The organism is Aliiroseovarius sediminilitoris, assembly GCF_900109955.1.
In the GTDB taxonomy this organism is placed as follows: domain Bacteria; phylum Pseudomonadota; class Alphaproteobacteria; order Rhodobacterales; family Rhodobacteraceae; genus Aliiroseovarius; species Aliiroseovarius sediminilitoris.
Genome location: NZ_FOJB01000001.1, coordinates 1,483,025 through 1,504,874 on the forward strand (window position 1 = coordinate 1,483,025; position 21,850 = coordinate 1,504,874).

Sequence of the window (21,850 nt, forward strand, 5' to 3'; positions counted from 1 at the left end):
CCGTTGTACACGACTGCACACCAAATTCAATGCTGGTAGCGCCTGAACAACGCCATCGCGCAGCGGTCTTGATCTGCTATTTCCGGAAACTGTCCAGCCTGACGATCTCGGCCTCTTTTTGCGTGTCGCCTTGTGGGTCCGTATCTTCGGTGCGTTCGTCGCGTTCCGGGTCGGCCACGGGTGCGGCTTCTTCGGCGACCTCGCCGTTATCTCCGGCCAGATGCAGATCGGGGTGGTGCTCATCCTGTATTTCAAAGCGCAGCCCAAATTCGACCGACGGATCGACGAAGGTGTTGATGGCGTCGAAGGGCACGAACAATGTTTCCGGCGCATCGCCGAAATTCAACGTAACCGAGAACCCGTCATCGCCGACCGTCAGGTTTTCGAACCAATGTTGCAGCACGATGGTCATATCTTCGGGAAACCGATCATGCATCCAATCAGCAACCTCAACCCCGTCATGGCGGGTGTCGAAGTTGATGAAGAAATGGTGTTCGCCCGGCAGGCCAGCGGACGAGACGTCGTCCAGCACCTTGCGGATCAGATCACGCATGGCGTCATGCATCAGGTTTCCATAATCTATGGTGTCGGACATGAGCACTCTTTCTTTAGCTTGGGTCCAGAATACGGGATTCGGTGGCGATGAAAAGGCGCAACATGGTCAGAAGCCAAGCTGGTATAGAACCGCGCCTAAAGCGGCCAAACTTGCCAGTGTCAACGGCAGAGATATACGAAATCGGAAAAGCAACAAGGCGGCGATACCTGCGAGCCAGATGGCCGACGCATTCAGTGTGTCCGCAACCGGCAGGCTGGGGGCGAAAACGCCATCGGCGCGCATGATCTGGCCGAAAAACACATGCAGGGCGAACCACAGCGACAGGTTTGCAATCACCCCGACCACCGCCGCCGAAATGGCCTCCAACGCGGATGTCAGGCGGGGGCGGGTGGTCAGCCACTCAACATGCGGTGCGGCGGTGAAAATCCATAGAAAGCAGGGAACGAAGGTGGTCCACAGCGTCATGGCGGCGGCCAGCAGGGCAAATGCAGGTCCCGAAATCCCATATCCCGCCATATAGCCTACGAATTCTGTAACCAGGATCAGCGGGCCGGGGGTGGTTTCCGCCAGTCCCAATCCGTCCATCATTTGTGCGGGCGACAGCCAGCCGTGGGTGGTGACAGCTTCCTGCGCCATATAGGCTAAAACCGAGTAGGCTCCGCCAAAACTGACCACGGCGAGTTTCGAGAAGAACAAGCCAATCGTGGTCAGCGTGTCTTCACGAAGGCTGTAGGCCAGCAGGATCGGAGCGAACCACAGCGTCAACCAAACAGCCGCCTGTCGCAGGGTTTGGTATGGTGGCACCGCTTGTGCAGGTGTGGATGTCACAGCCGGGTGGTGCGCGCGGTTCGTAACCATTCCAACACAGGCGGCGGTCAGGATCACCAGCGGGAAGGGCGCGTCGAACGCATAGAGCGCCATGAAGGACGTGAGCGCGATGGCCCAATGCACCCTGAGCCGCAAAGTTTTCTTGGCCAGTCTCAGAAGCGCTTGCAGAACCACGATGACCACCGCGGCCTTCACGCCCAGAAACACCGCCTCGACCACAGGCAGCTGACCCCATCGCGCATAGGCGTAGGAAAGTCCCAACATCACCGCGGCACCCGGCAGAACGAAGAGAAGCCCCGCGATCAACCCGCCGGGCACCCCGCGCAGCCGCCAGCCGGCATAGGTGCATAGCTGCATGGCTTCGGGACCGGGCAGCAACATGCAGAAGGACAACGCATTCAGGAATTGCCGTTCCGAAAGCCATGGGCGGTCTTCCACCAGTTCCCTGTGCATCACGGCAATTTGCGCTGCGGGGCCGCCAAAGGACATCAATCCAATGCGCGCAAATATTCGGGTCAGGTCATGCAGGCCAGGCGTCATTGCCGGATAGGGCCTTGATCCAAGCCCGTTGGCAAGGGGAAAGCCGGCTAGGCCGCGATCCCTTCGCCGGAAAGACAAAGTGCAAGGCTGTCCGGTGGCAAATACCCCAGCTGTTCAAAGAAAGTCAGGAAGTCGATCTGGTTATATGCCTCGACAACCTGTCCGTTCTTGATGCGCACCATGATCTGACCGGTGGTGTGCACCGGTCGGCGATCGGCAAGCGTCACCGCATGAACGGTCAGGGTCGCCCAGACCCATTCGCCCATTTCAACCTCGCGATCAAAGCGGATTTCGCTGATTTCGACCTGTGCCAGTAACGCTTCGGCCAGCACGCGAAAATCGTCAGGGCCGACGCCGAAATCCATCACGCCCTGCGCTTCGATGTCCGGGGTGAAAAAGCGTCCGATCGCATCAAGATCCTGCTGGACCCAGACACGGTCATACCATTGTTTCAGAAGCTCCAGATGGGCCACGCGCCGCTCCTTCCAATACCATTTGTTTCGGTTCTCACGATGACGATGCTACGCAGGAACCGTTAAGGATCAGTAACCGCCGATTAGCCGAAGATTTTTTGGAAGTGCAGGCTTCTGTTGCCAGGTGCCTGCGAACCCCGCCTTACGCGGCTAGGCGCAAGGGCTTAAATCGGCAACTCGAACTGCTTACGCAGCCAGAGCCATAGCCGGAGCTTTGTTGTCATTTGCAACTAGCTTAAGTGAACCGATAACGGTGGTATCTCACCGAGACAAAGCTAACCCCTTTAGACGTCCGTCGATCCTGTTTCGTCCCCATGATCCCCAAATGAAGGATGTTTGGTGGAGACGCCGGGTACCGCCCCCGGGTCCGATCCGCTTATTACGAGCGCGTTTATGTCCATAGTCCCTGACGGGACAGATCATATGTAGGGACTTGGAGGGCGGATGAAAAGGGGTATAACTCAGCAGTTTTTTTACGAAAAAAGAGGTGCTTGATGCGTTCAGGGATTTTTTCAACATATCGTCAGGGTGAGAACCGTGTTACGGCTTCGATCGTTAATGTTCTACGCCGACTGCCCATGGATGTGGTTGAGGTGATTTTGAAACGATTGGCATTTGATGAAGATCCAGCTTCGGCATTCTTTGTTTTCAAGAACCAAAGTGCAAAGAATGATGGTAGCGATACCGTTCCCGATGCGGAACTGAGCGCTAATTTCAAGATTTTGCTTGAGACAAAGATTGTGTCGGACGCGTCCGATCAAGCCCAAATACAGCACCACAAAAACAAATCGGGGATGCAGAACATCAACGCGTTGTTCTTTTGACGCCTGATTTCGATGATCCTACCAAGAAATGGGGAGATGAGGAACAAAAAGGAGTGACGTGGCGCGATTTCTATTTCTTAACTGAATTGATAGATAGCCTTTTTACGGACGAAGACTTGATCCTTTCAGAACGTGACCAGCTCCTTTTGAAGGAACTACAAATCATGCTTCGGGATGAAGGTTTGCTTCCCAGTCGGGACCGGGTCGTGGTCGTCGCAGCGAACATGGCTTTTATGAGGTATGAGAAGCAGACTGGCGCGCGCGTCCGCGCCTATATATGTCAACCAAACCGCACTTTTCGAGCAGATTCCTTTGCCTTTTACGCGGAAGGTAAGATCCAACCGCTCGTGGCAAGGGTCACAAAATCTATTGAAGAGCTTGATGTTCGTACATTTACGAATAGTAACCCGCAATCCGAGATTGTCCTCGAGGAAGATGAAAAAAAGGCTGTCAAAGAGTGTTACGAACTGTCGGAAGACCTACGCGCGGCAGAAAGCGAACAGCCATTGGTATTGAAAGTGGTGTTCTTGTCCGCTCCCGATGCGAACGAAACGATTAAACTAGATCGCCCCATTGAGAATGACCTGAGAAACCAGAATACACAACGCCGATACGCCTATACGCAAGGACAGCGATATACATCACTCAGTCGGTTGCTTGAAGTCGTCAAAGAGAACAAAGGAACGAGTGCGCTTTAGCCCTTGCCAGTGGCGCGCGACCGTCCCAATTCAGCCGTGTACTCTGCAAGCTCCGCCAACGAACTGTCAGCACCAGCCCCATCCTGCCCCTCAATCGCATCCGCCAGCCGCGTGTGCAGCCCCACAATCCTCTCACGATCCCGCTGCGTATAGGTGATCATGTTCATCAGGGGCTGCATTGCCTCGACCGCACCGGCCAGCTGATAGGACAGCACCGGGTTGCCAGCCCCGTCCACAAGCGCGCGGTGAAAAGCCACGTCTGAGGCGCAGAAGGCTTCATCCGTCAGACCGGGTTGTGCCTGGCGATGGATTTCGGCGCGCATGGTGGCCAGATGATCGGGGGTGCGGCGTTGGGCCGACAGCGGCGCGCAGGCGCGTTCCAGCGCATAGCGCGCCTCGCAAGCGGTTTCGAAATCCACATCGTTCATCGACAGGAGCAGGGTCGAGGTGGTGATCTGCTGACCATAGGCTTCTTCAAATGACATGCGGTTCACGAAGGCCCCACCCGCAGCGCCGCGCTGGGTGCGGATCAGGTTCTGGGCAGCCAGTCGCTTCAGCGCCTCGCGCACGGTCGAGCGTCCGACATTGAATTTTTCGCAAAGCTCTGCCTCGGACGGAAGGCGTTGATCGACGATCAGTCCACCATTGATAATCGCGTCTCGAATGGCCTCGGCGATCTGTTTTGAAAGGTCCTGATTGTCGTCCAAATCGGTTTTCACGTGCATCACCTCTTAATTGTCAGACATTTACTTGCTCTGTGATCAATTGTCAGACATTATCATTCCGACTCGCAAGATGGGGGACCCATGTCCGTTTCGTCAAGGATAAGAACCATGAGCGCGCCGCATTGGCTGGCGCTGTTTGGGTTGATCCTTGTGGGGTGGGGGCTGCTCTATGCGATGGCTCTGCCGCAGGACGCGTTGGAGATGTCGCGCATCTATGGCGCGGAGTTTTGGCGCGCTCTGTGCGCCGTTGCGCCTGACAAGGCCGGCTTCATCGGACTTTTTGCCATGTGGGCTGTGATGGCCGCCGCGATGATGGCCCCGACCGCGCTACCTGCATTCGCAACCTATGACGATCTGATCGTCTCGGGCGCAGGAAGTCGCCGTGGCTTTGCCGAGCTTGTCGCGGGCTATCTGGTGGTTTGGCTGGGCTTCGCCGCCATCGCTGCCGCGGGCCAGTTGGTGCTGTTTCGTGCCGGACTGCTGTCGCCTCTGGGGCAAAGCATCTCGCCATGGCTGACAGGTGCGTTGTTGATCGGGGCGGGAATGTATCAGTTCTCGACGCTCAAGGACGCCTGCTTGTCCAAGTGCCGCCAGCCGATGACATTCTTCATGCAACACTGGCGTGAAACACGCTGGAACGATGTAACGTTGGGTCTGCGCCTTGGCGCCATCTGCCTTGGCTGTTGTTGGGCGCTGATGCTTTTGGGCTTCGTTGGCGGGGTGATGAACCTCGCCTTCATGGGGCTTGCGACCCTCATCATGATTTTTGAAAAACTGCCGGATCTTGGCCGCTATCTGACCCGCCCCTTGGGCTGGGCGCTGATTGCGGGCGGTGTCTTGGTGCTTGTCCAGGGAGGATAACATGGACGGAACACAAGTCGGTCAGGTCGAATGGACCATCAAAGGGGAGTTGATCCTCAACTGCAATTGCACGGTCTTTTGCCCCTGCGTGGTGAGCCTTGGAAAACACCCGCCCACAGAAGGGCATTGCCAGACATGGGGCGGGGTGCGGATTGATAGCGGTCAATACGGCGATATTGACCTGTCGGGCCTGAACCTTGGTCTGATGATCGAAATCCCCGGCAATATGGGGCGGGGCAACTGGAAGGTGGCGCTGTTCGTCGATGACCGCGCCAGTGATGACGCCTATGACGCGTTGGTGACGATCTTTTCCGGCGCAGCCAAAGGCACTACCGGTCTGTTCCAGATGCTGGTCGGTGAGTTCCTCGGCGCGGAACGCCAGCCAGTCACATACGAGACCGAGGGCAAGACCCGTCATATCACCGTCGGACGCAAGATAGACGGCGTGGTGCATCCGGTCGGTGGTGCCGACCCGGACGAGGACATTGTTATCCGAAACACCCAATACTGGATGGGGCCGGACATTACCGTCGCCACCGCCACAAAAGGCAAGCTGCGCGCGCATGGGCGGGTGTGGGATTTCGATGGCCGCTCGGCCGAGATTTGCCAGATCGACTGGAAAGGCCCCGGTCGCTAAGGCGGCTGGGATTGGCACGGACGCGCGACCCATGGCCCTGATCTCACCCTCCCGCCGTTTGCGGCGCACGCCCTTCAGCCCCGGTGTCGAAGCCGCCGGGGTCAAAGGTTACACAGTTTACAACCACATGTTGCTGCCGACCGTCTTTCGGTCGGTGGAAGAAGATTATCGCCATTTGAAAGACGCCGTGCAGGTCTGGGACGTGGCCTGCGAACGGCAGGTCGAGCTGCGCGGTCCCGATGCCGCGCGCCTGATCCAGATGCTCACTCCGCGCGACCTGTCAAAGATGCAGGACGGACAGTGCTTTTATGTGCCGATGGTGGACGAAACCGGGGGGTTGCTGAACGACCCTGTGGCGGTGAAGCTGGACGAGGACCGCTTTTGGATATCAATCGCTGACAGTGATTTGCTGTTTTGGGTGAAGGGGCTGGCCTATGGGTTTCGGTTGGATGTGCTGGTCGACGAACCGGACGTCTCGCCGTTGGCCATTCAGGGGCCGAAGTCCGACGATCTGGCTGCGGCGGTCTTTGGTGACGCGGTGCGCGACATCGGCTTCTTTCGATATAAACGGCTGGAGTTCCAAGGGCGTAGCCTTGTTGTGGCCCGCTCGGGCTATTCCAAGCAAGGCGGGTTCGAGGTTTACGTCGAAGGCTCAAATATCGGAATGCCGCTGTGGAATGCGCTGATGGAGGCGGGCAGGAACATGGACGTGCATGCCGGTTGCCCCAACGCGATCGAGCGGGTCGAGGGTGGGCTGCTCAGCTATGGCAACGACATGACCCGCGAAAACACCCCGCACGAGGCCGGGTTGGGACGATTTTGCGCGACAGAATCCGCGCTGGGCTGTGTGGGTCGTGATGCACTGCTCAGGGTGGCCAAGGAAGGTCCGGTGCAACAGATCCGTGCCATCGAGATATTTGGCGGCGTCCCACCATGCGATCGCAGCTGGCCCCTGATGGACGGGGAAAAGCAAGTGGGGCAAGTGACTTCGGCCGCCAATTCTCCGGATTTTGAAACCGGCGTCGCCATCGGTATGGTGCGCATGACCCATTGGGCCACGGGCACCGAACTGGATGTTTTGACACCTGACGGGCCGCGCGCGGCCACCGTTCATGAAACCTTTTGGATATAGGAAAACGACGATGTTCAAAGCACTTGTGATGGAGCAGAATGACGACGGCCTGGCCCAAGCTGTGATCAAAGAGATCAGCGAGGATCGACTGCCCGAGGGCAATGTCACCGTCGCCGTCGAATATTCCACCGTGAACTACAAAGACGGGCTGTGCCTGTCACCCAAAGGCGGGGGGCTGGTGCGCAACTACCCCCACGTGCCCGGCATTGACTATGCGGGCACGGTCGAGGCATCGGACGACAACCGCTACAAGCCTGGCGACAAGGTCGTGCTGACCGGATGGCGCGTGGGCGAGGTGTCCTGGGGTGGATATGCACAGAAAGCCCGGATCAGTGCGGACAAGCTGGTGCCGCTGCCCAAGGGTCTGACGACGCGTCAGGCAATGGCCGTGGGCACGGCGGGCTTTACCGCAATGCTGGCCGTCATGGCGTTGGAAGATCACGGGCTTCAACCGGGGCAGGGACCGGTGCTGGTGACAGGCGCGGCAGGCGGCGTGGGGTCGGTTGCCACGGCCATTCTGTCCAATCTTGGGTATTATGTGGCTGCCGTCACGGGCCGTCCGGATCAGACGGACTATTTGCAAGGGCTGGGTGCGGCTCAGATAGTCCCGCGTGAAGAGTTGAACCAGACAATCAAACGCCCGCTTGAGGCCGAGACATGGGCCGGTTGCGTCGATGCCGTGGGGGGCGACATGTTGGCGCGCGTGCTGGGGCAGATGAAATACGGGGCCAGCGTGTCGGCGGTTGGTCTGGCTGGTGGTGCGCAGCTTCCCGCCACTGTCATTCCGTTTCTGCTTCGCGGTGTGAACCTCTTGGGGATCGACAGCGTGATGCAGCCCTATGAAAACCGCCTGCGCGCGTGGACGCGGATTGCCACCGACCTTCCGATGGATAAGCTGGATGCCATGGTGCAGGCTGCAACTTTGGACGATCTGCCCGCGCTGGGTGCCGATATTCTGAAAGGCCAGGTGAAGGGACGGGTGGTGGTGGATGTGAATGCCTAACACCGAAAAGGGGCACCAGATGGCGTCCCGTGCCGACAAGACGCTGGAAGAAATAGACGGTCAGGTCTGGCCGATGCCCTGCTGTGCGTCCTATTTGGAAGCGACCTGTGCGACCCTGCGCAAGAAACCCATCGGTGATTTCACCGTCGAAGACCTGCGGATCATGGTGGCACAGGATGTCGGGGCGGATGTGTTGAAGCCGTTCGTGTTAAAGATGCTTCGGGACAACCCGATGGCAGAGGGGGACTACTATCCCGGCGATCTGCTGGAGGCCGCGGTGAAACGCTGGCCGGATGACGATTTTCTAAGCGATCTTGCGGCCCGGAACGGAAAGTGAGCACCTATCGAGCGCCCCACCCTTTTTCGCCGCTTGACCCTGACCGAAACCCATAGCACAACCGCGCTGTCCCGTTTTTCAAACGGGGCTGCCTGCGAAGGTGTTTTCGCACGGCTGGCTGGAAGTCCTGCCGGATCAGGGGGTGCCTGATCCGTCTGGCATACCCCCAATTGACATAAAGAGGAGCCGACAGATGGCGAAACTGGATATCAACTGGGTGCGGGCACAATTTCCGGCCTTTTCCGAGCCAAGCCTGCACGAACAGGCGTTTTTTGAGAACGCAGGTGGGTCATACACCTGCAAGCCGGTGATTGACCGGCTGACGCGATTCTATCGCCAACGCAAAGTGCAGCCCTATGGTCCCTTTGAAGCCTCGCGACTGGCAGGGCAGGAGATGGACGAGTCCCGTACCCGCTTGGCCGCAATGTTGGGAGTGGGTTCGGATGAACTGAGCTTCGGTCCCTCAACCACGCAAAACACCTATGTGCTGGCGCAGGCCTTTCGGCAGCATCTGGCATCGGGTGATGCGATTGTCGTGACCAATCAGGATCACGAAGCCAATTCCGGCCCGTGGCGACGGCTTGCGGATGAAGGGTTTGACATTCGCGAATGGAAGATCGACCCCGACACGGGCCATCTGGACCCGGCGGGGCTGGATGAATTGCTGGCAGACGGCAAGGTGCGGCTTGTGTGTTTCCCCCATTGCTCGAACGTGGTGGGCGAGGTCAATGATGTGGCCGCGATCTGCACCAAAGCCCGCGCGGCGGGGGCCTTCACTTGCGTCGATGGCGTCAGCTATGCGCCGCATGGATTGGTGAATGTGGATGCACTGGGCGCGGATATCTATTTGTTTTCGGCCTATAAAACTTACGGGCCGCACCAAGGGATCATGGTGATCCGCCGCGCGCTGGGCGAAGCGCTGCCCAATCAGGGGCATTATTTCAATGGCGATGCGCTCTACAAACGGTTCACACCTGCCGGACCGGATCACGCGCAAATCGCTGCGTCGGCCGGGATGGTGGATTATTTCGACGCGATGGCGGCCCATCACGGTATCACGGGTGACGCGGCCACAATGGCAGCAGGCGTGCATGACCTGATGCGCGCGCATGAAACTAACCTGTTGCAACCCCTGCTGGATTATCTGATTTCGAAGAATTCGGTGCGCTTGCTCGGGCCTGCGCGGGCTGACCGGCGCGCGCCGACCGTCGCGCTTGTTACGCACGAACCTGCGGCTGGGCTGGCAGAGCAACTGGCCCCGCTGGGCATTATGGCCGGTGGCGGCGATTTCTATGCTCTACGAGCGTTGCAGGCGCAGGGCGTCGACCCGGCTCATGGGGTGCTGAGGGTCAGTTTTACCCATTACACATCTGAGGGTGAAGTGGCGAAGTTGATCGGTGCGTTGGATCAGGTTATTTAATCAGGATTGAATAACAGGCAGTTACCAGCCTTTTTGCATGTCGTTCAGGCGTGTTTCCGATACAGGGCGGCCACGACGATTTGCAGTTGCAGCATGTGTTGTTGCAACTGCAAAGCAACCATCTTGTCAGCGATGCCATCTCCGTCCTAGCCTGTAGCAGACGGATCGCAAGCATTTGGGGGGTGGTATGATCCTGACCAGCACAGCGGGGCAGTCGAATTTGCCACGCTATTTCAGCAATGTATTCGAGATCGCCTGTCGGATGAACCGGGGGCGTCTGGATTTTGTCACGCCGGACGGACGCAGGTTCCGCGCAGACGGCGCGCATCCCGGTTTCGTTGCCGAACTTCATGTGCATGATCCCGACGTATTTGCCCGCCTGATACGCGAGGGGGATCTGGGCTTTTGCGATGCCTATATTGATGGCGGTTGGTCGACGCCTGATTTGCAGGCGTTTCTGGATTTGCTGCAAGATGACAATGACATTCTGTATGACGGGTTCCCCGGACAGATATTCCTGCGCGCCTACGAACGGCTGCGCCATCTGATGAACTCGAACACCAAAAGCAGGGCGAAGAAGAACATCAGCTATCACTACGATTTGGGGAATGATTTCTACGCCTTATGGCTGGATGATACGATGACCTATTCCTCGGCGCTGTTTCGCAGCGGGCAGGACAGCCTTGAGAAAGCGCAGGAGCAGAAATACGCCTCGATGATCGAACAGATGGGCGTGGGACCGGGCGATCATGTGCTTGAAATCGGCTGCGGTTGGGGCGGATTTGCCGAACATGCGGCGCGCAAGGGCATCCGGGTGACGGGGCTGACGATCAGCCGAGAACAGCACGATTACGCGGTGGAACGGATTCGCAAGGCGGGGTTGTCCGATCTGGTCACGATCAAGATGCAGGACTACCGTGACGAGACGGGACAGTATGACGGCATCGCGTCGATTGAGATGTTCGAAGCGGTGGGCGAGAAATACTGGCCGGTATATTTCGGCACCGTGCGCAAATGCCTGCGCCCCGGTGCACAAGCCGTTTTGCAGATCATTACGATCACCGAAAAACGCTTTGAGGTCTATCGAAAAGGTGTTGATTTCATACAGAAATACATCTTTCCGGGCGGTATGCTGCCATCCAAGACCGCACTGCGGGCCGAGGTCGAGAAAGCAGGCCTTGCCTTCCGCAATCAGATCGCATTCGGGGAAAGCTATTCCGCGACGCTCAGGCGCTGGCACGAGGTGTTCAATGCCAAGTGGCAGCAGGTCGCTGCCCTTGGGTTCGACGATCGGTTTAAGCGGATGTGGAATTTCTATTTGACCTCCTGCGCGGCTGCATTTCATTCCGGCAATTGCGATGTTGTGCAGGTGACACTTAAAAACCCCGAGTGACGGCAAGCCGGTGATGCGTGATTTGGGTGTCACAACTGTTTTTCCTGGGTCAGGTGCCATAAAATGGCCATAACCCCCTGTGAAAACGTCGATGTGAACGTCGTGCGAGCAGGAGTGTTACATGCCCACAGCCGCAAAACTTGTCGCCGCTGCCATTCTGGCGGTCTCAGGCTGGTTCAGTGCCGAATTGATCAAACCCTTGATGGAAGAAGGCCGCGATTTGTCAAAGCTCGGCCCGATTTTTGCGCTGGTGGGTCTGTTTGTCGGGTGGAAGTTCCTTGGCCCGCGGGCGGATCGCAGCTTGGGCAGTGTCGGGGCCAACGCGTTCACCACAATACTTGTGCAGGTGGGACTGACGATGTTCGTCTTCGCGTTTGCCGTGATGATCAAGCAAAGCCTGCGTCAGGCTTATGATGGTCCGATCGAGGCGTTGCAGGATATTTTCATGATCAGTGTCGACTTTTTTCAGAAGTATTTTACCGGAGAAGTCGTCGGTGCGGCCCTGATCGGTGGCGGATTGGCCTCGTGGTGTGCGTTCAGCGCGGCCCGTAAGTGGGGCTGATCGTGTGACACCCATGTTTTTCTATGGCACCCTGTGCCACCTGCCATTGCTTGAGCTTGTGTTGGCAGGGGAGTGTTATCAGACGCGCGCGGCCACGCTGGCGGGCCATCGGGTCAGATGGGTCAAGGATCAGCCGTTTCCCACCATCGAAGCGGACGCGGATGGCAACGCGCATGGTTTATTGGTCGAAGGGTTAAGCGACACCGCCAAAGCGCGGCTTGATTTCTATGAAGGCGGGTTCGATTATGCATTGAAGGGGGTCGCGGTGCGCCCGGATGACGGCACCGACGCCGTGATCGCGCAGGTCTATTTCCCCACGCCCGGCCTTTGGACGCCCGGCGCACCGTGGTCGCTGGACGATTGGGTGTCGCAATGGGGCGCGATGACACTGGAAGCCGCGCAAGAGGTCATGTCCTATTTTGGCGAGGTGTCGGCCGAGGTGATCGCCCAACGTTTCCCGATGATCCGCACCCGCGCGGCCAGCCGGGTCCGCGCGCGCGCCAGCAAGTCTCCCACCACGCTGCGGGCAGGTTTCGGGGCAAGGGATATCGATATTCACACCAGCACTCGGCCCTATGCCCGATTTTTCACCATCGAGGAGCAAGACCTCTCATTCCGCCGTTATTCCGGTGAAATGAGCGAGGTCGTGAACCGCGCAGCCTTCATCGGCGGTGATGCGGTGATCGTTTTGCCCTATGACCCGGTGCCGGATCAAGTGATGCTGGTGGAACAGTTCCGCATGGGGCCGCACATGCGCGCAGATCCCCATCCGTGGACGCTGGAACCCGTTGCGGGCCGCATTGATGCGGGCGAGACGCCAGAGGATTGTGCACGCCGCGAAGCGCTTGAGGAAACCGGGCTGACGCTCGACCGGTTGTTGGCGCTGCCGCATCACTATCCCAGCCCTGGCTCCAGCACCGAGTTTTTCTATACTTACGTTGCGTTGTGCGACCTGCCGGATGCCGCCGCCGGGATCGGCGGCGCAGAGGAAGAAGCCGAAGACATTCGAAGCCATGTCGTCCCGTTTCAGCGCCTGATGGACCTTGTGGACAGTGGCGAGGCCGCCTGTGGCCCGCTGGTCGTGTGTGCGCTTTGGCTGTCACTGAACCGCGACGCGCTTCGGGCCGGAAGCTGACCACGGCCCCTTGAACCCCTCATTGCCAACCCCTACAGATTGTAGGGAAACCGCGACACAGGGGCAGAAGATGGATATCAAGCAGGATCTGGAAGCGACCGTCGGCAATACGCCACTGATCCGACTGAAAAAAGCGTCGGAACAGACAGGTTGTGAAATTCTTGGCAAGGCGGAGTTCATGAACCCCGGCCAGTCGGTCAAGGACCGGGCAGCGCTGTATATCATCAAGGACGCCGTGGCGCGGGGTGAATTGAAGCCGGGCGGCACCATTGTCGAAGGCACGGCGGGCAACACCGGCATCGGTTTGGCGCTGGTCGGCGCTTCGATGGGGTTCAAGACGGTGATCGTGATCCCCGAAACCCAGTCCGAAGAAAAGAAGGACATGCTGCGGCTGGCGGGGGCTGAACTGGTTCAAGTGCCGGCGGCGCCTTATCGCAACCCCAACAATTTCGTGCATTATTCGCGCCGTCTGGCCGAAAAACTGGCCAAGACCGAACCCAATGGCGTGATCTGGGCCAACCAGTTCGACAACGTCGCCAACCGCGTCGCTCATATCGAAACCACCGGTCCCGAGATTTGGGCGCAGACCGGCGGCAAGGTTGACGGGTTTGTCTGCTCGGTCGGGTCGGGTGGCACGCTCGCCGGGGTTGGCATGGCATTGCAGCCCAAGGGCGTGAAAATCGGCATTGCAGATCCGATGGGCGCGGGGCTTTACAGCTATTACACCACCGGCGAGATCGCGATGGAGGGCAGCTCGATTGCGGAAGGGATCGGGCAGGTGCGGATCACCAAGAACCTTGAAGGCTTCACCCCCGACATGGCCTGGCAAGTGCCTGATGAAGAGGCCTTGCCCCATATTTTCGATCTTTTGCAAGAAGAAGGCCTTTGCCTTGGCGGCTCATCCGGGATCAATGTCGCGGGCGCGATCCGTATGGCCAGGGAAATGGGCCCCGGACACACCATCGTGACCGTCCTGTGCGACTATGGCACACGCTATCAGTCGAAACTGTTCAATCCGGATTTCCTGCGTGAAAAGGAACTGCCGGTGCCGGACTGGCTGGATCGTGGTCCCGCGATGCTTCCCGAGGTGTTTGAGGAAGTCGAATGACCCGCCTTCTTGCGGCCGGGTTTGCGGCCTTTCTGCTCATTGTAACTGTGTTTGGCGCGCTGGCTCAGGACACAGCCGAGCCGGAAGCAGAGCGCCCCCCGGCCTATGTGGTCAAGGACGACGGATCGCCCGACTATGCGGCGTGGGAACAGGCTGCGAACCGAGCCGAGCAGGCGATCGAGCAAAACCGGGCGTCCGACAAGGTGCTGGATGATTTGCGGCTGGAACTGACCGACTGGCGCAACCTTTTCAGCGAGGCGCAGAAAGAGAACTCGATCCGCATCGACACGCTGAAAATGCAACTGTCGACGCTGGGGCCGGAACCGGAAACCCCGGGGTCTGAACCTGCCGTTCTGACCCAGCGCCGCAGCGAGCTGACGACGAAGCTGAATTCGGCAAGATTGCCGGTCCAGGAGGCGGAAGAAGCCTATTCCCGTGCAGATGTGTTGATCCGGGAAATTGATGCCTTGATGCGGTCGCGACAAACAGATCAGATGCTGGCTCTGGGGCCAAGCCCGGTCAATCTCGCGCTGTGGCCGAAGGCGTTTACGGATCTCAAGACGACACTGGACCTTGCTGTCGGAGAAGTGCGTGAAAACTGGGGTAGCGACGCCCAGCGGCAGGATCTGCGCTCAGACTTGCCGCTGACCCTGCTGTTTCTGGTGGTTGCGATCTTGCTGCTGACACGCAGCCGGGTCTGGATCATGCAGCTTGGCAATAAAGTCCGCGAACGGCGCCGCGGATCGGCCCGCGGCGTGATTGGCTTTATCGTCTCCATCGGTCAGGTGCTTGCCCCGATGTTCGGGATATTTGTGCTGATGGTGGCACTGAACCTGGCAGGCGTTCTGGGCCTGCGCGGGCAGGTGATCGCGGACGTTCTGCCTTGGTTTGGGTTCAGCTTGTTCAGCAGCCTGTGGATCGGCACCCGCTTGTTTGCGACAGAAAGTGGCGGTGCGCCGCTGATCGACCTGCCGCGTGCTGCACTGCGCACCGAGGCACGGGTCAACGTAGCCCTGCTGGGTATGTTGCTGGGTATATGGCCCATTCTGACCAGCTTGTCTGACCACGAAGGGTATGCCGGCGGCACCTTCGCTGTCCTGTCCTTCCCGGCCATCGTAGCGACCGGATATCTTCTGATGCGGGTGGGCCGAACTTTGCGGCAGCATATTCAGGTCCAGTCAGATGGTGAGACGAAGACCTTCCGCGAACGGGCTGTGGTGTTGATGGGTCAGGCGTGTGCGGTCGTCGGGATCGCTGCGCCCGTGCTGGCGGCGATTGGATACACCACTTTGGCCTCGTCCATCCTGTTCCCCATGGTTTTGACCATGGGCATGATTGCGGTTCTGTCCTTGTTGCATGTCTTCCTGATCAATGTTTACGGCGTCGTGCGAAAGATCGACGAAAAAGAAGCGGATCAGGCCCTGCTGCCGGTTCTGATGACATCGGTTCTGGTGCTGTTGTCGTTGCCCATCCTGGCTCTGATCTGGGGTGTGCGTCCGACCGAATTATCCGAGCTCTGGACCACGTTCCAGCAAGGGTTCCAACTGGGCGAAGCGCGTGTGACACCACGCTCGTTCATGATCTTCGCGTTGATTTTCGGCATCGGGTATGTCGCCACGCGGGCGACCCAGTCGGCCTTGCGCAGCTCTATCCTGCCGAAAACCCGGCTGGACAAGGGTGGCCAGAACGCCATCGCGGTCGGCGTGGGATATCTGGGCATTTTCCTTGCAGCGGTGATCGCAATCACGACGGCGGGCATCGACCTGAGTTCGATTGCAATTATCGCCGGTGCCCTGTCGGTCGGCATCGGGTTTGGCCTTCAGACCATCGTGTCCAACTTTGTGTCCGGTATCATCCTGTTGATCGAGCGGCCGATCTCGGAAGGCGATTGGATCGAAGTCGGCGGACAGATGGGCTATGTGCGCGATATCTCGGTGCGCGCCACCCGGATCGAGACGTTCGATCGCACCGATGTGATCCTGCCAAACAGCGACCTTGTCTCAGGGGTGGTGACGAACTACACGCGCGGCAATTCAATCGGGCGGGTAATCATACCGGTCGGTGTTGCCTATGGGTCCGATACCCGGAGGATCGAGGCCATATTGCTTGAGATTGCCGAGAACCACCCGATGGTGACAGTGTCTCCGCCGCCATCCGTTGTCTTCCAGGGTTTTGGTGCCGACAGTCTGGATTTTGAAATCCGGGCAATCCTGAGCGACGTGAATTTCATGCTCAGCGTGAAAAGCGAAATCAATCACGAGATTGCAAAACGGTTTGTCGAGGAAGGCATCGAGATTCCGTTTGCACAACGCGACATCTGGCTGCGCAATCCCGAGGCGTTGGTGGGACGGCCTGAAGTCAAGGCCCCCGCCGCAACAACCGAAGCAGTATCGCCCGCCGCGTCGCCCCCCAAAGATATGCTGACCGCCGAGGATATGCCGGGCGCCGAAAGCTCGGACGCCGAGGATGGAGACAGCGATGACTGACGCATTGTTTCGGCAAGACGCTTATCTGCGACAGGCATCAGGACAGGTCGTGTCACATGCCGATCGCGGTGTGGTGCTTGACCAGTCAGTTTTCTATCCAAACGGGGGCGGACAGCCGGGGGATCGTGGCACCCTGACCTGGGATGATGGGGCGATGGTCGTGATCAACGCGCTGAAAGGTGAGGGCGACGACATCGCCCTTGTGCCTGAAGAAGGTGCTGTGTTGCCGCCAGTTGGTACGATGGTCACGCAATCGCTCGATTGGGCTCAGCGTTTGCGCCATATGCGGATGCACACGGCGCTGCATCTTCTGTCCGTTGTCATTCCTTTGCCGGTCACGGGTGGCCAGATCGGGGCCGGGAAGTCGCGCCTCGATTTCGCGATGGACGAACCGCCCGAGGACAAGCAGGCACTGGAAGACGCGCTGAATGCACTGATCGCCCGTGATTTGGAAGTGTCCGAGCGTTGGATCACAGATGCAGAACTCGACGCCAATCCAGGTCTGGTGAAAACCATGTCCGTTCAACCGCCAAAAGGGGCAGGGCAGGTGCGCCTTGTCCGGATCGGCACGGAGGCCGAGCAAATTGACCTGCAACCCTGCGGTGGCACCCATGTCCGCCGCACCTCAGAGATCGGGCAGGTCCGCTTCGGCAAGGTTGAAAAGAAAAGCCGCCTGAACCGCCGGTTCAACATTCATCTTGCGGATTGATCAAGGCGATAAGGCTGAGGCCTGTAATCGGGATTTTGAAGGGCGAAATTGGTCACGCCACAATCCTTTCGGAAAATCACAATGACGGCTTGAACCCGCTTGGCTTTTTGCTGTAGCAACGCCCTCGGAGCGGTGGCCGAGTGGTCGAAGGCGCACGCCTGGAAAGTGTGTAGGCGGGGAACCGTCTCGAGGGTTCGAATCCCTTCCGCTCCGCCATTATCCCCATTGCGAACCAGTTACACCGCCCTGACGGGCACGGATTTTTCCGTGTTATCAAAGGGGTTTGCGGGGAGCGACCGGACCTCTTAGACGCGCTTCCAGGCTGAAGTTAGGCTCAGAATGGCCCTCAGTCTCAGTTTGGGCGAACCTAGCCCGTTCCGGTTCGGCCCGCTTTTATTATTACCTTTCAATGCTTTGATGCCAAACCCCGCCAAAACCCAAACGCGCGTTCCGAACGATATCGATGGCAACATAGACGGAACACGCAGTAGGCGCGTTGCTCGGGATGCCAACGTAAACCGGCGGATTTCTTGGGCGGGTTCGCATCCCAATCCCCCAACCGAAACCGCTAATGACAAATGATTTTCCCGCGTCTAGCCTGGCCGCATGTCGAACGGGGCCTGGACAGATGCAGAGAACGACCTGATCGTCGCGGACTACTTCGCGATGCTGGCTGCGGACTTTGCTGGCCAGTCCTATAACAAGTCCGCGCACAATCGCGGTCTTCAGAGCCAGATCGACCGCAACCGCAGTTCGATTGAATTCAAGCACCAGAACATCAGCGCGGTTCTCAGGGCCCTCGGAGAGGACTGGATCCCCGGCTACAAGCCCGCGCAAAACTACCAGGGCACACTAGAAGATGCGGTGGTGCGTTGGCTGGAACTCAACCCTGGCTGGCTGTCCCGCATTCCCGACCGGCCCGCGATGGGCCTCCGCGAGGCGGCTCAACTTTGGATTGGACCGCCCCCGACGCTCCGCAACCAACCGCCTCCGGCTGAACTTGAGCAAACCATCGCCACCGCCCGCAAATTCGATGTGGCGGAGCGTGATGAGCGCAACTGCGCGCTTGGCCGGGCGGGAGAAGAACGCGCGCTGGCGCATGAGAAAGGGGTGCTGGCTGGCGCCGGGCGTTCCGATCTTGCATCGAAGGTCAGGTGGGTCTCGGAGGAGGATGGCGATGGCGCGGGGTATGATATCGCCAGTTATGCGCCGGATGGTCGGCCCCGTCTGATCGAAGTGAAGACGACCAACGGCTGGGAACGCACACCATTCCATATTTCGCGGAACGAGCTGGCTGTTGCCGACGAACGGCGGGCGGACTGGTGCCTCATGCGGCTCTATCACTTTGCACGCGAGCCGAAGGCGTTCGAACTGCGCCCGCCGCTCGACGCCCACGTGTCGCTGACCGCCACGAGTTTTCAGGCCAGCTTTCACTGAGCGTCAGTCAAACACCCGCCCCGGTTGCTCGGCCCACGGCAGTTCCGCCACGCCGCAGAGATCGAAGATCGACAGCACCGTGGGCTCGCGCCGCAGGACCAGCCGTTCCAGCACCGATGGCGCGAGCCATGCCAGCCGGATCACGCGGCTGACGTAGCGGTCGGAGATGCCTTCCTCTCTGGCGAGATCGGCGATGGTGGTAACGTCGCCACGCTCAAGCCTGTGCCGCCAGTGCCACGCGCGCCCGATGGCGCGCAGCAGGCGGGCGTCCTGGCCGCGATCCATGGCAACTTCGATTTCCTTGGGCGGCAGGATGCGAGGGCGGCCCCGTGATGATGATGGGCGACGGCGTGAACGACGCGCCCTCAAGCAACTGACATTGATGCTTCCCGAAGATTTTGTGTCAGAATCGTTCCTGCGGTGTGAATAATCAGATATTTACATCCTATGGATATTGTTATCGTCACGACCGTTATCGCGTCGCTTTTTCTTGTCATAGGAGTAGCAGAGCCACTGGCCGCGCGCCTGCGCCTGCCTTACAGCGCAATTCTTGCAATCCTCGGCATTCTCATCGGGTCGTTTGCGATTTTCTTCCTTCGCACGGAACTGACGGATGCACTTAATCCTGTGGCGGAAGCGATAATAGGGCTGCCGATCAGGTCGAATGTCTTTCTTTATGTGTTCCTGCCAACGCTTCTGTTCCAAGCCACACTGGGCATGAACTTTCGCCGGATGCTTGACGATTGGGTGCCCATCATGGTTCTTGCGGTCGTCGCGGTGGTCGTTGCAACGCTCAGTGTCGGGTATGCACTGTCGTGGACCAGCGCCTTGCCTCTGGCCGCATGCCTTCTGATCGGAGCCATCGTATCAACGACGGATCCTTCGGCAGTGGTCTCGATCTTTCGCTCGATCTCTGCCCCCCGACGCCTTTCCCGGATCATCGAAGGCGAAAGTCTTCTGAACGATGCCGCAGCCATCGCACTTTTCGGACTGTTTTCGGGGTTCGTGATGCTGGGTGTGCCTGACCCCAAACTTGGCGATGCGCTTGCCCAGTTTCCCGTCCTGATCGTAGGGGGGGCGTTGACTGGTTGGCTGGCGGCACGCATTGCGATCTGGATCATGGCGCTGTTCAGCTCACATGAACTTGCACTGATTTCCGTGTCCGTTGCCCTGCCTTACCTCGCCTACATTGTCGCAGAGCAAAGCATTGGTGCTTCGGGCGTGATTGCGGTCGTGGCGGCAGGATTGACCCTGAACCTGACCGGACCCGGCCGTTTGCCGCCGCAGGCGTGGAAGAATCTGCGCGAGGTCTGGGATCTTCTGGCGCATTGGGCGGGTGCGCTGATCTTTATTTTGGCGGCACTTCTGATCCCCCGATTGCTTGAAGATGTCCGGATCAGCGATTTTGTCCTGATCGGAGTCGTGATTGTTGCTGCGGTCGCGGCGCGGGCCGTGATCCTTTTCGGTCTGCTGCCGTTGCTGACGCTTTTGCGTGTCTCACCGTCGGTCGAGCGGCCGTATCGGACGGCCATCCTTTGGGGCGGGCTGCGCGGTGCCGTAACGTTGGCGCTGGCGCTGGCCGTAACCGAAAGCTTGCGTGTGCCGGTCGAAGTGAAGCGCCTGGTCGGTATCCTCGCCACCGGGTTCACACTTTTCACGCTGCTCGTTCAGGGCACGACGCTCCGCTCGGTTGTGCGTTGGCTTGGTCTTGATCGGCTGTCCGCGATCGACGAGGCGATTTCCCGGCAGGTCGTTGCCGTGGCCCTTCAAACCGTCCGCGAGGATGTGGCACGCACGACTGAAGATTATTCCTTGACGCATGATGTCGTTCGATCAGAAGCGAAGGCTTTCGGTGATCGTCTGGATCAGGCCGTCAAAACAGCTGAAGACAGTGATGATATCCTTGATCGGGACCGGATCACGCTGGGGCTGATCGCGCTTGCCGGTTTCGAGCGTGATACGATCCTTGCCCGCGTCCGAGAGCGCACAATCTCTGCCCGAATGGCAGAACAGACCCTGTTGGATGCCGACCGGTTGATTGAAGGGGCGCGCTCGGGCGGGCGCAGCGGCTATCAACGGGCGGCGCGGCGCGCTGTCGGCTATGGTCGGACGCTGCGTGTTGCGGTTATGCTTCACAACAAGATCGGCTTGTCAGCGCCTCTTGTTCGGATGACGGCAGACCGCTTCGAACGGCTGCTGTCACAGCGATTGATTTTACGCGATCTCGATCTGTTCATTGACGGTCGTATTCGCCGTATCCATGGCAGGCGAGTCGCAGACCTTCTGAATGAATTACTGACCCGGAGGATCGAACTGGTGGAGGCGGCAATGGATGGGCTGCGTTTGCAATACCCGGGATACGCAGAGGAGTTGGAGCGCCGCTTCATTCGGCGCACATCGTTGCGGTTTGAAGAACGGGAGTATTCTGCCATGCGCGAAGACGGTCTGATCGGCGCAGAGGTTTACACCAGCTTGATGCAAGACCTGACCATGCGGCGCGATGCCGCCGAAGGTCGCCCGCCGCTGGATATCGCGTTGAAACGGTTCGAACTCATCCGGCAATTTCCATTGTTTGCCGATCTTGACGACAAGGCCGTCAAGCGGCTGGGGCGGGCGTTGAAGACCCAATATTTCAACCCGGACAGTGTAATCTTGCACAAGGACGGCACAGTCAAAAGCGTGTTCTTCATTGCCTCGGGCGCGGTGGAATTGGAAAGCGCAGGCCAAAAGTGGCGCTTGGGCCGAGGCGAAATGTTTGGGCAGGTTGCCATTCTGACAAAAAACACCCGCCGCGCAGAAGTGCGTGCCATTGCGCCATCCTCGCTTTTGGTTCTTGATGTCGCCCGGTTCCGGTCGCTGCTCAAGAAAAGCGTCGCCTTGCAAAAAGCGGTCCGCGCCAGCGCAGAGCAACGCGGCATTGATCCTGATATACTTCTGATGGAGCACACGAAGGGAGCCTGACCACGGGCAGCCCAAATGGGACCGA

The 21,850-nt window shown here is 58.9% G+C and carries 21 protein-coding genes, 1 tRNA gene and 1 other RNA gene; 17 read left to right on the forward strand and 6 right to left on the reverse strand.

The features are described from left to right. Positions 1-76: 76 nt before the first annotated feature. The 4 genes from BMY55_RS07435 to ssrA all read right to left on the reverse strand — a co-directional run bounded on the left by BMY55_RS07435 (position 77) and on the right by ssrA (position 2,852). Positions 77-595, reverse strand: coding sequence for an SspB family protein (locus tag BMY55_RS07435; RefSeq protein ID WP_091429552.1), 519 nt, complete (start codon positions 593-595; stop codon positions 77-79). A 66-nt stretch (positions 596-661) separates the two neighbouring features. Then, the gene (gene chrA, locus BMY55_RS07440) at positions 662-1,924 is read right to left on the reverse strand and encodes a chromate efflux transporter (RefSeq protein WP_091429553.1); all 1,263 of its coding nucleotides are present in this window, start codon (positions 1,922-1,924) and stop codon (positions 662-664) included. A gap of 47 nt (positions 1,925-1,971) precedes the next feature. Beyond that, positions 1,972-2,397, reverse strand: coding sequence for an ester cyclase (locus tag BMY55_RS07445; protein ID WP_091429555.1), 426 nt, complete (start codon positions 2,395-2,397; stop codon positions 1,972-1,974). A 103-nt stretch (positions 2,398-2,500) separates the two neighbouring features. Further along, positions 2,501-2,852, reverse strand: a transfer-messenger RNA (tmRNA) gene (gene ssrA, locus BMY55_RS07450). A 39-nt stretch (positions 2,853-2,891) separates the two neighbouring features. On the opposite strand from ssrA, the gene BMY55_RS07455 reads away from it, so the two are divergent. Next, a complete protein-coding gene (locus BMY55_RS07455; protein ID WP_143064303.1) occupies positions 2,892-3,221 on the forward strand; it encodes a hypothetical protein in 330 nt (109 codons plus the stop codon). Beyond that, complete coding sequence (locus BMY55_RS07460) at positions 3,218-3,919, forward strand: hypothetical protein (protein ID WP_091429558.1); 702 nt, start codon at positions 3,218-3,220, stop codon at positions 3,917-3,919. The genes BMY55_RS07455 and BMY55_RS07460 overlap by 4 nt, the downstream gene beginning before the upstream one ends. Here BMY55_RS07460 and BMY55_RS07465 read toward each other — a convergent pair. Continuing rightward, positions 3,916-4,638 (reverse strand): FadR/GntR family transcriptional regulator, encoded by a 723-nt coding sequence (locus tag BMY55_RS07465; protein ID WP_245744676.1) that lies wholly within the window; start codon positions 4,636-4,638, stop codon positions 3,916-3,918. The genes BMY55_RS07460 and BMY55_RS07465 overlap by 4 nt on opposite strands. 114 nt (positions 4,639-4,752) lie before the next feature. Here BMY55_RS07465 and BMY55_RS07470 point away from each other — a divergent pair, with 114 nt between their 5' ends. From BMY55_RS07470 to BMY55_RS07535, 14 genes are all read left to right on the forward strand, one after another. Further along, the gene (locus BMY55_RS07470) at positions 4,753-5,505 is read left to right on the forward strand and encodes a DUF2182 domain-containing protein (protein WP_091429559.1); all 753 of its coding nucleotides are present in this window, start codon (positions 4,753-4,755) and stop codon (positions 5,503-5,505) included. A 1-nt stretch (position 5,506) separates the two neighbouring features. Continuing rightward, on the forward strand, positions 5,507-6,142 hold the full coding sequence (locus BMY55_RS07475; protein WP_091429561.1) for a DUF1326 domain-containing protein: 636 nt from the start codon (positions 5,507-5,509) through the stop codon (positions 6,140-6,142). A 31-nt stretch (positions 6,143-6,173) separates the two neighbouring features. Further along, positions 6,174-7,274, forward strand: a complete 1,101-nt coding sequence (locus tag BMY55_RS07480; protein WP_091429563.1) for a dimethylsulfoniopropionate demethylase — start codon at positions 6,174-6,176, stop codon at positions 7,272-7,274. A 10-nt stretch (positions 7,275-7,284) separates the two neighbouring features. Beyond that, complete coding sequence (locus BMY55_RS07485; RefSeq protein ID WP_091429566.1) at positions 7,285-8,277, forward strand: MDR family oxidoreductase; 993 nt, start codon at positions 7,285-7,287, stop codon at positions 8,275-8,277. Then, a complete protein-coding gene (locus BMY55_RS07490; RefSeq protein ID WP_091429569.1) occupies positions 8,270-8,614 on the forward strand; it encodes a contact-dependent growth inhibition system immunity protein in 345 nt (114 codons plus the stop codon). Before BMY55_RS07485 ends, BMY55_RS07490 begins: the two co-directional genes overlap by 8 nt. A 193-nt stretch (positions 8,615-8,807) precedes the next feature. Then, positions 8,808-10,034, forward strand: coding sequence for an aminotransferase class V-fold PLP-dependent enzyme (locus tag BMY55_RS07495; RefSeq protein WP_091429571.1), 1,227 nt, complete (start codon positions 8,808-8,810; stop codon positions 10,032-10,034). 187 nt (positions 10,035-10,221) lie between these two features. After that, on the forward strand, positions 10,222-11,427 hold the full coding sequence (locus BMY55_RS07500) for an SAM-dependent methyltransferase (protein WP_091429573.1): 1,206 nt from the start codon (positions 10,222-10,224) through the stop codon (positions 11,425-11,427). Positions 11,428-11,548: 121 nt separating this feature from the next. Next, a complete protein-coding gene (locus tag BMY55_RS07505; protein ID WP_091429576.1) occupies positions 11,549-11,989 on the forward strand; it encodes a TrgA family protein in 441 nt (146 codons plus the stop codon). A 13-nt stretch (positions 11,990-12,002) separates the two neighbouring features. Continuing rightward, complete coding sequence (locus BMY55_RS07510; RefSeq protein ID WP_245744765.1) at positions 12,003-13,124, forward strand: NUDIX domain-containing protein; 1,122 nt, start codon at positions 12,003-12,005, stop codon at positions 13,122-13,124. A 70-nt stretch (positions 13,125-13,194) separates the two neighbouring features. Next, the gene (locus BMY55_RS07515; protein ID WP_091429579.1) at positions 13,195-14,232 is read left to right on the forward strand and encodes a cysteine synthase A; all 1,038 of its coding nucleotides are present in this window, start codon (positions 13,195-13,197) and stop codon (positions 14,230-14,232) included. Beyond that, positions 14,229-16,718 carry a DUF3772 domain-containing protein gene (locus tag BMY55_RS07520; protein WP_091429581.1) on the forward strand — a complete coding sequence of 830 codons (2,490 nt, stop codon included), beginning with the start codon at positions 14,229-14,231 and terminating at the stop codon, positions 16,716-16,718. The genes BMY55_RS07515 and BMY55_RS07520 overlap by 4 nt, the downstream gene beginning before the upstream one ends. Next, on the forward strand, positions 16,711-17,427 hold the full coding sequence (locus BMY55_RS07525; RefSeq protein ID WP_091432174.1) for an alanyl-tRNA editing protein: 717 nt from the start codon (positions 16,711-16,713) through the stop codon (positions 17,425-17,427). The genes BMY55_RS07520 and BMY55_RS07525 overlap by 8 nt, the downstream gene beginning before the upstream one ends. Before the next feature lie 126 nt (positions 17,428-17,553). After that, positions 17,554-17,643: transfer RNA gene (locus BMY55_RS07530), tRNA-Ser, on the forward strand. A 390-nt stretch (positions 17,644-18,033) separates the two neighbouring features. Then, on the forward strand, positions 18,034-18,864 hold the full coding sequence (locus BMY55_RS07535) for a DUF3883 domain-containing protein (protein WP_091429582.1): 831 nt from the start codon (positions 18,034-18,036) through the stop codon (positions 18,862-18,864). Between the two features lie 3 nt (positions 18,865-18,867). On the opposite strand, the gene BMY55_RS07540 is transcribed toward BMY55_RS07535, so the two are convergent. Beyond that, a complete protein-coding gene (locus tag BMY55_RS07540) occupies positions 18,868-19,149 on the reverse strand; it encodes a hypothetical protein (RefSeq protein WP_245744677.1) in 282 nt (93 codons plus the stop codon). 162 nt (positions 19,150-19,311) lie between these two features. Between BMY55_RS07540 and BMY55_RS07545 the strand changes: the two genes are divergently transcribed. Next, positions 19,312-21,825 carry a cation:proton antiporter gene (locus BMY55_RS07545; RefSeq protein WP_091429585.1) on the forward strand — a complete coding sequence of 838 codons (2,514 nt, stop codon included), beginning with the start codon at positions 19,312-19,314 and terminating at the stop codon, positions 21,823-21,825. Positions 21,826-21,850: the final 25 nt, after the last annotated feature.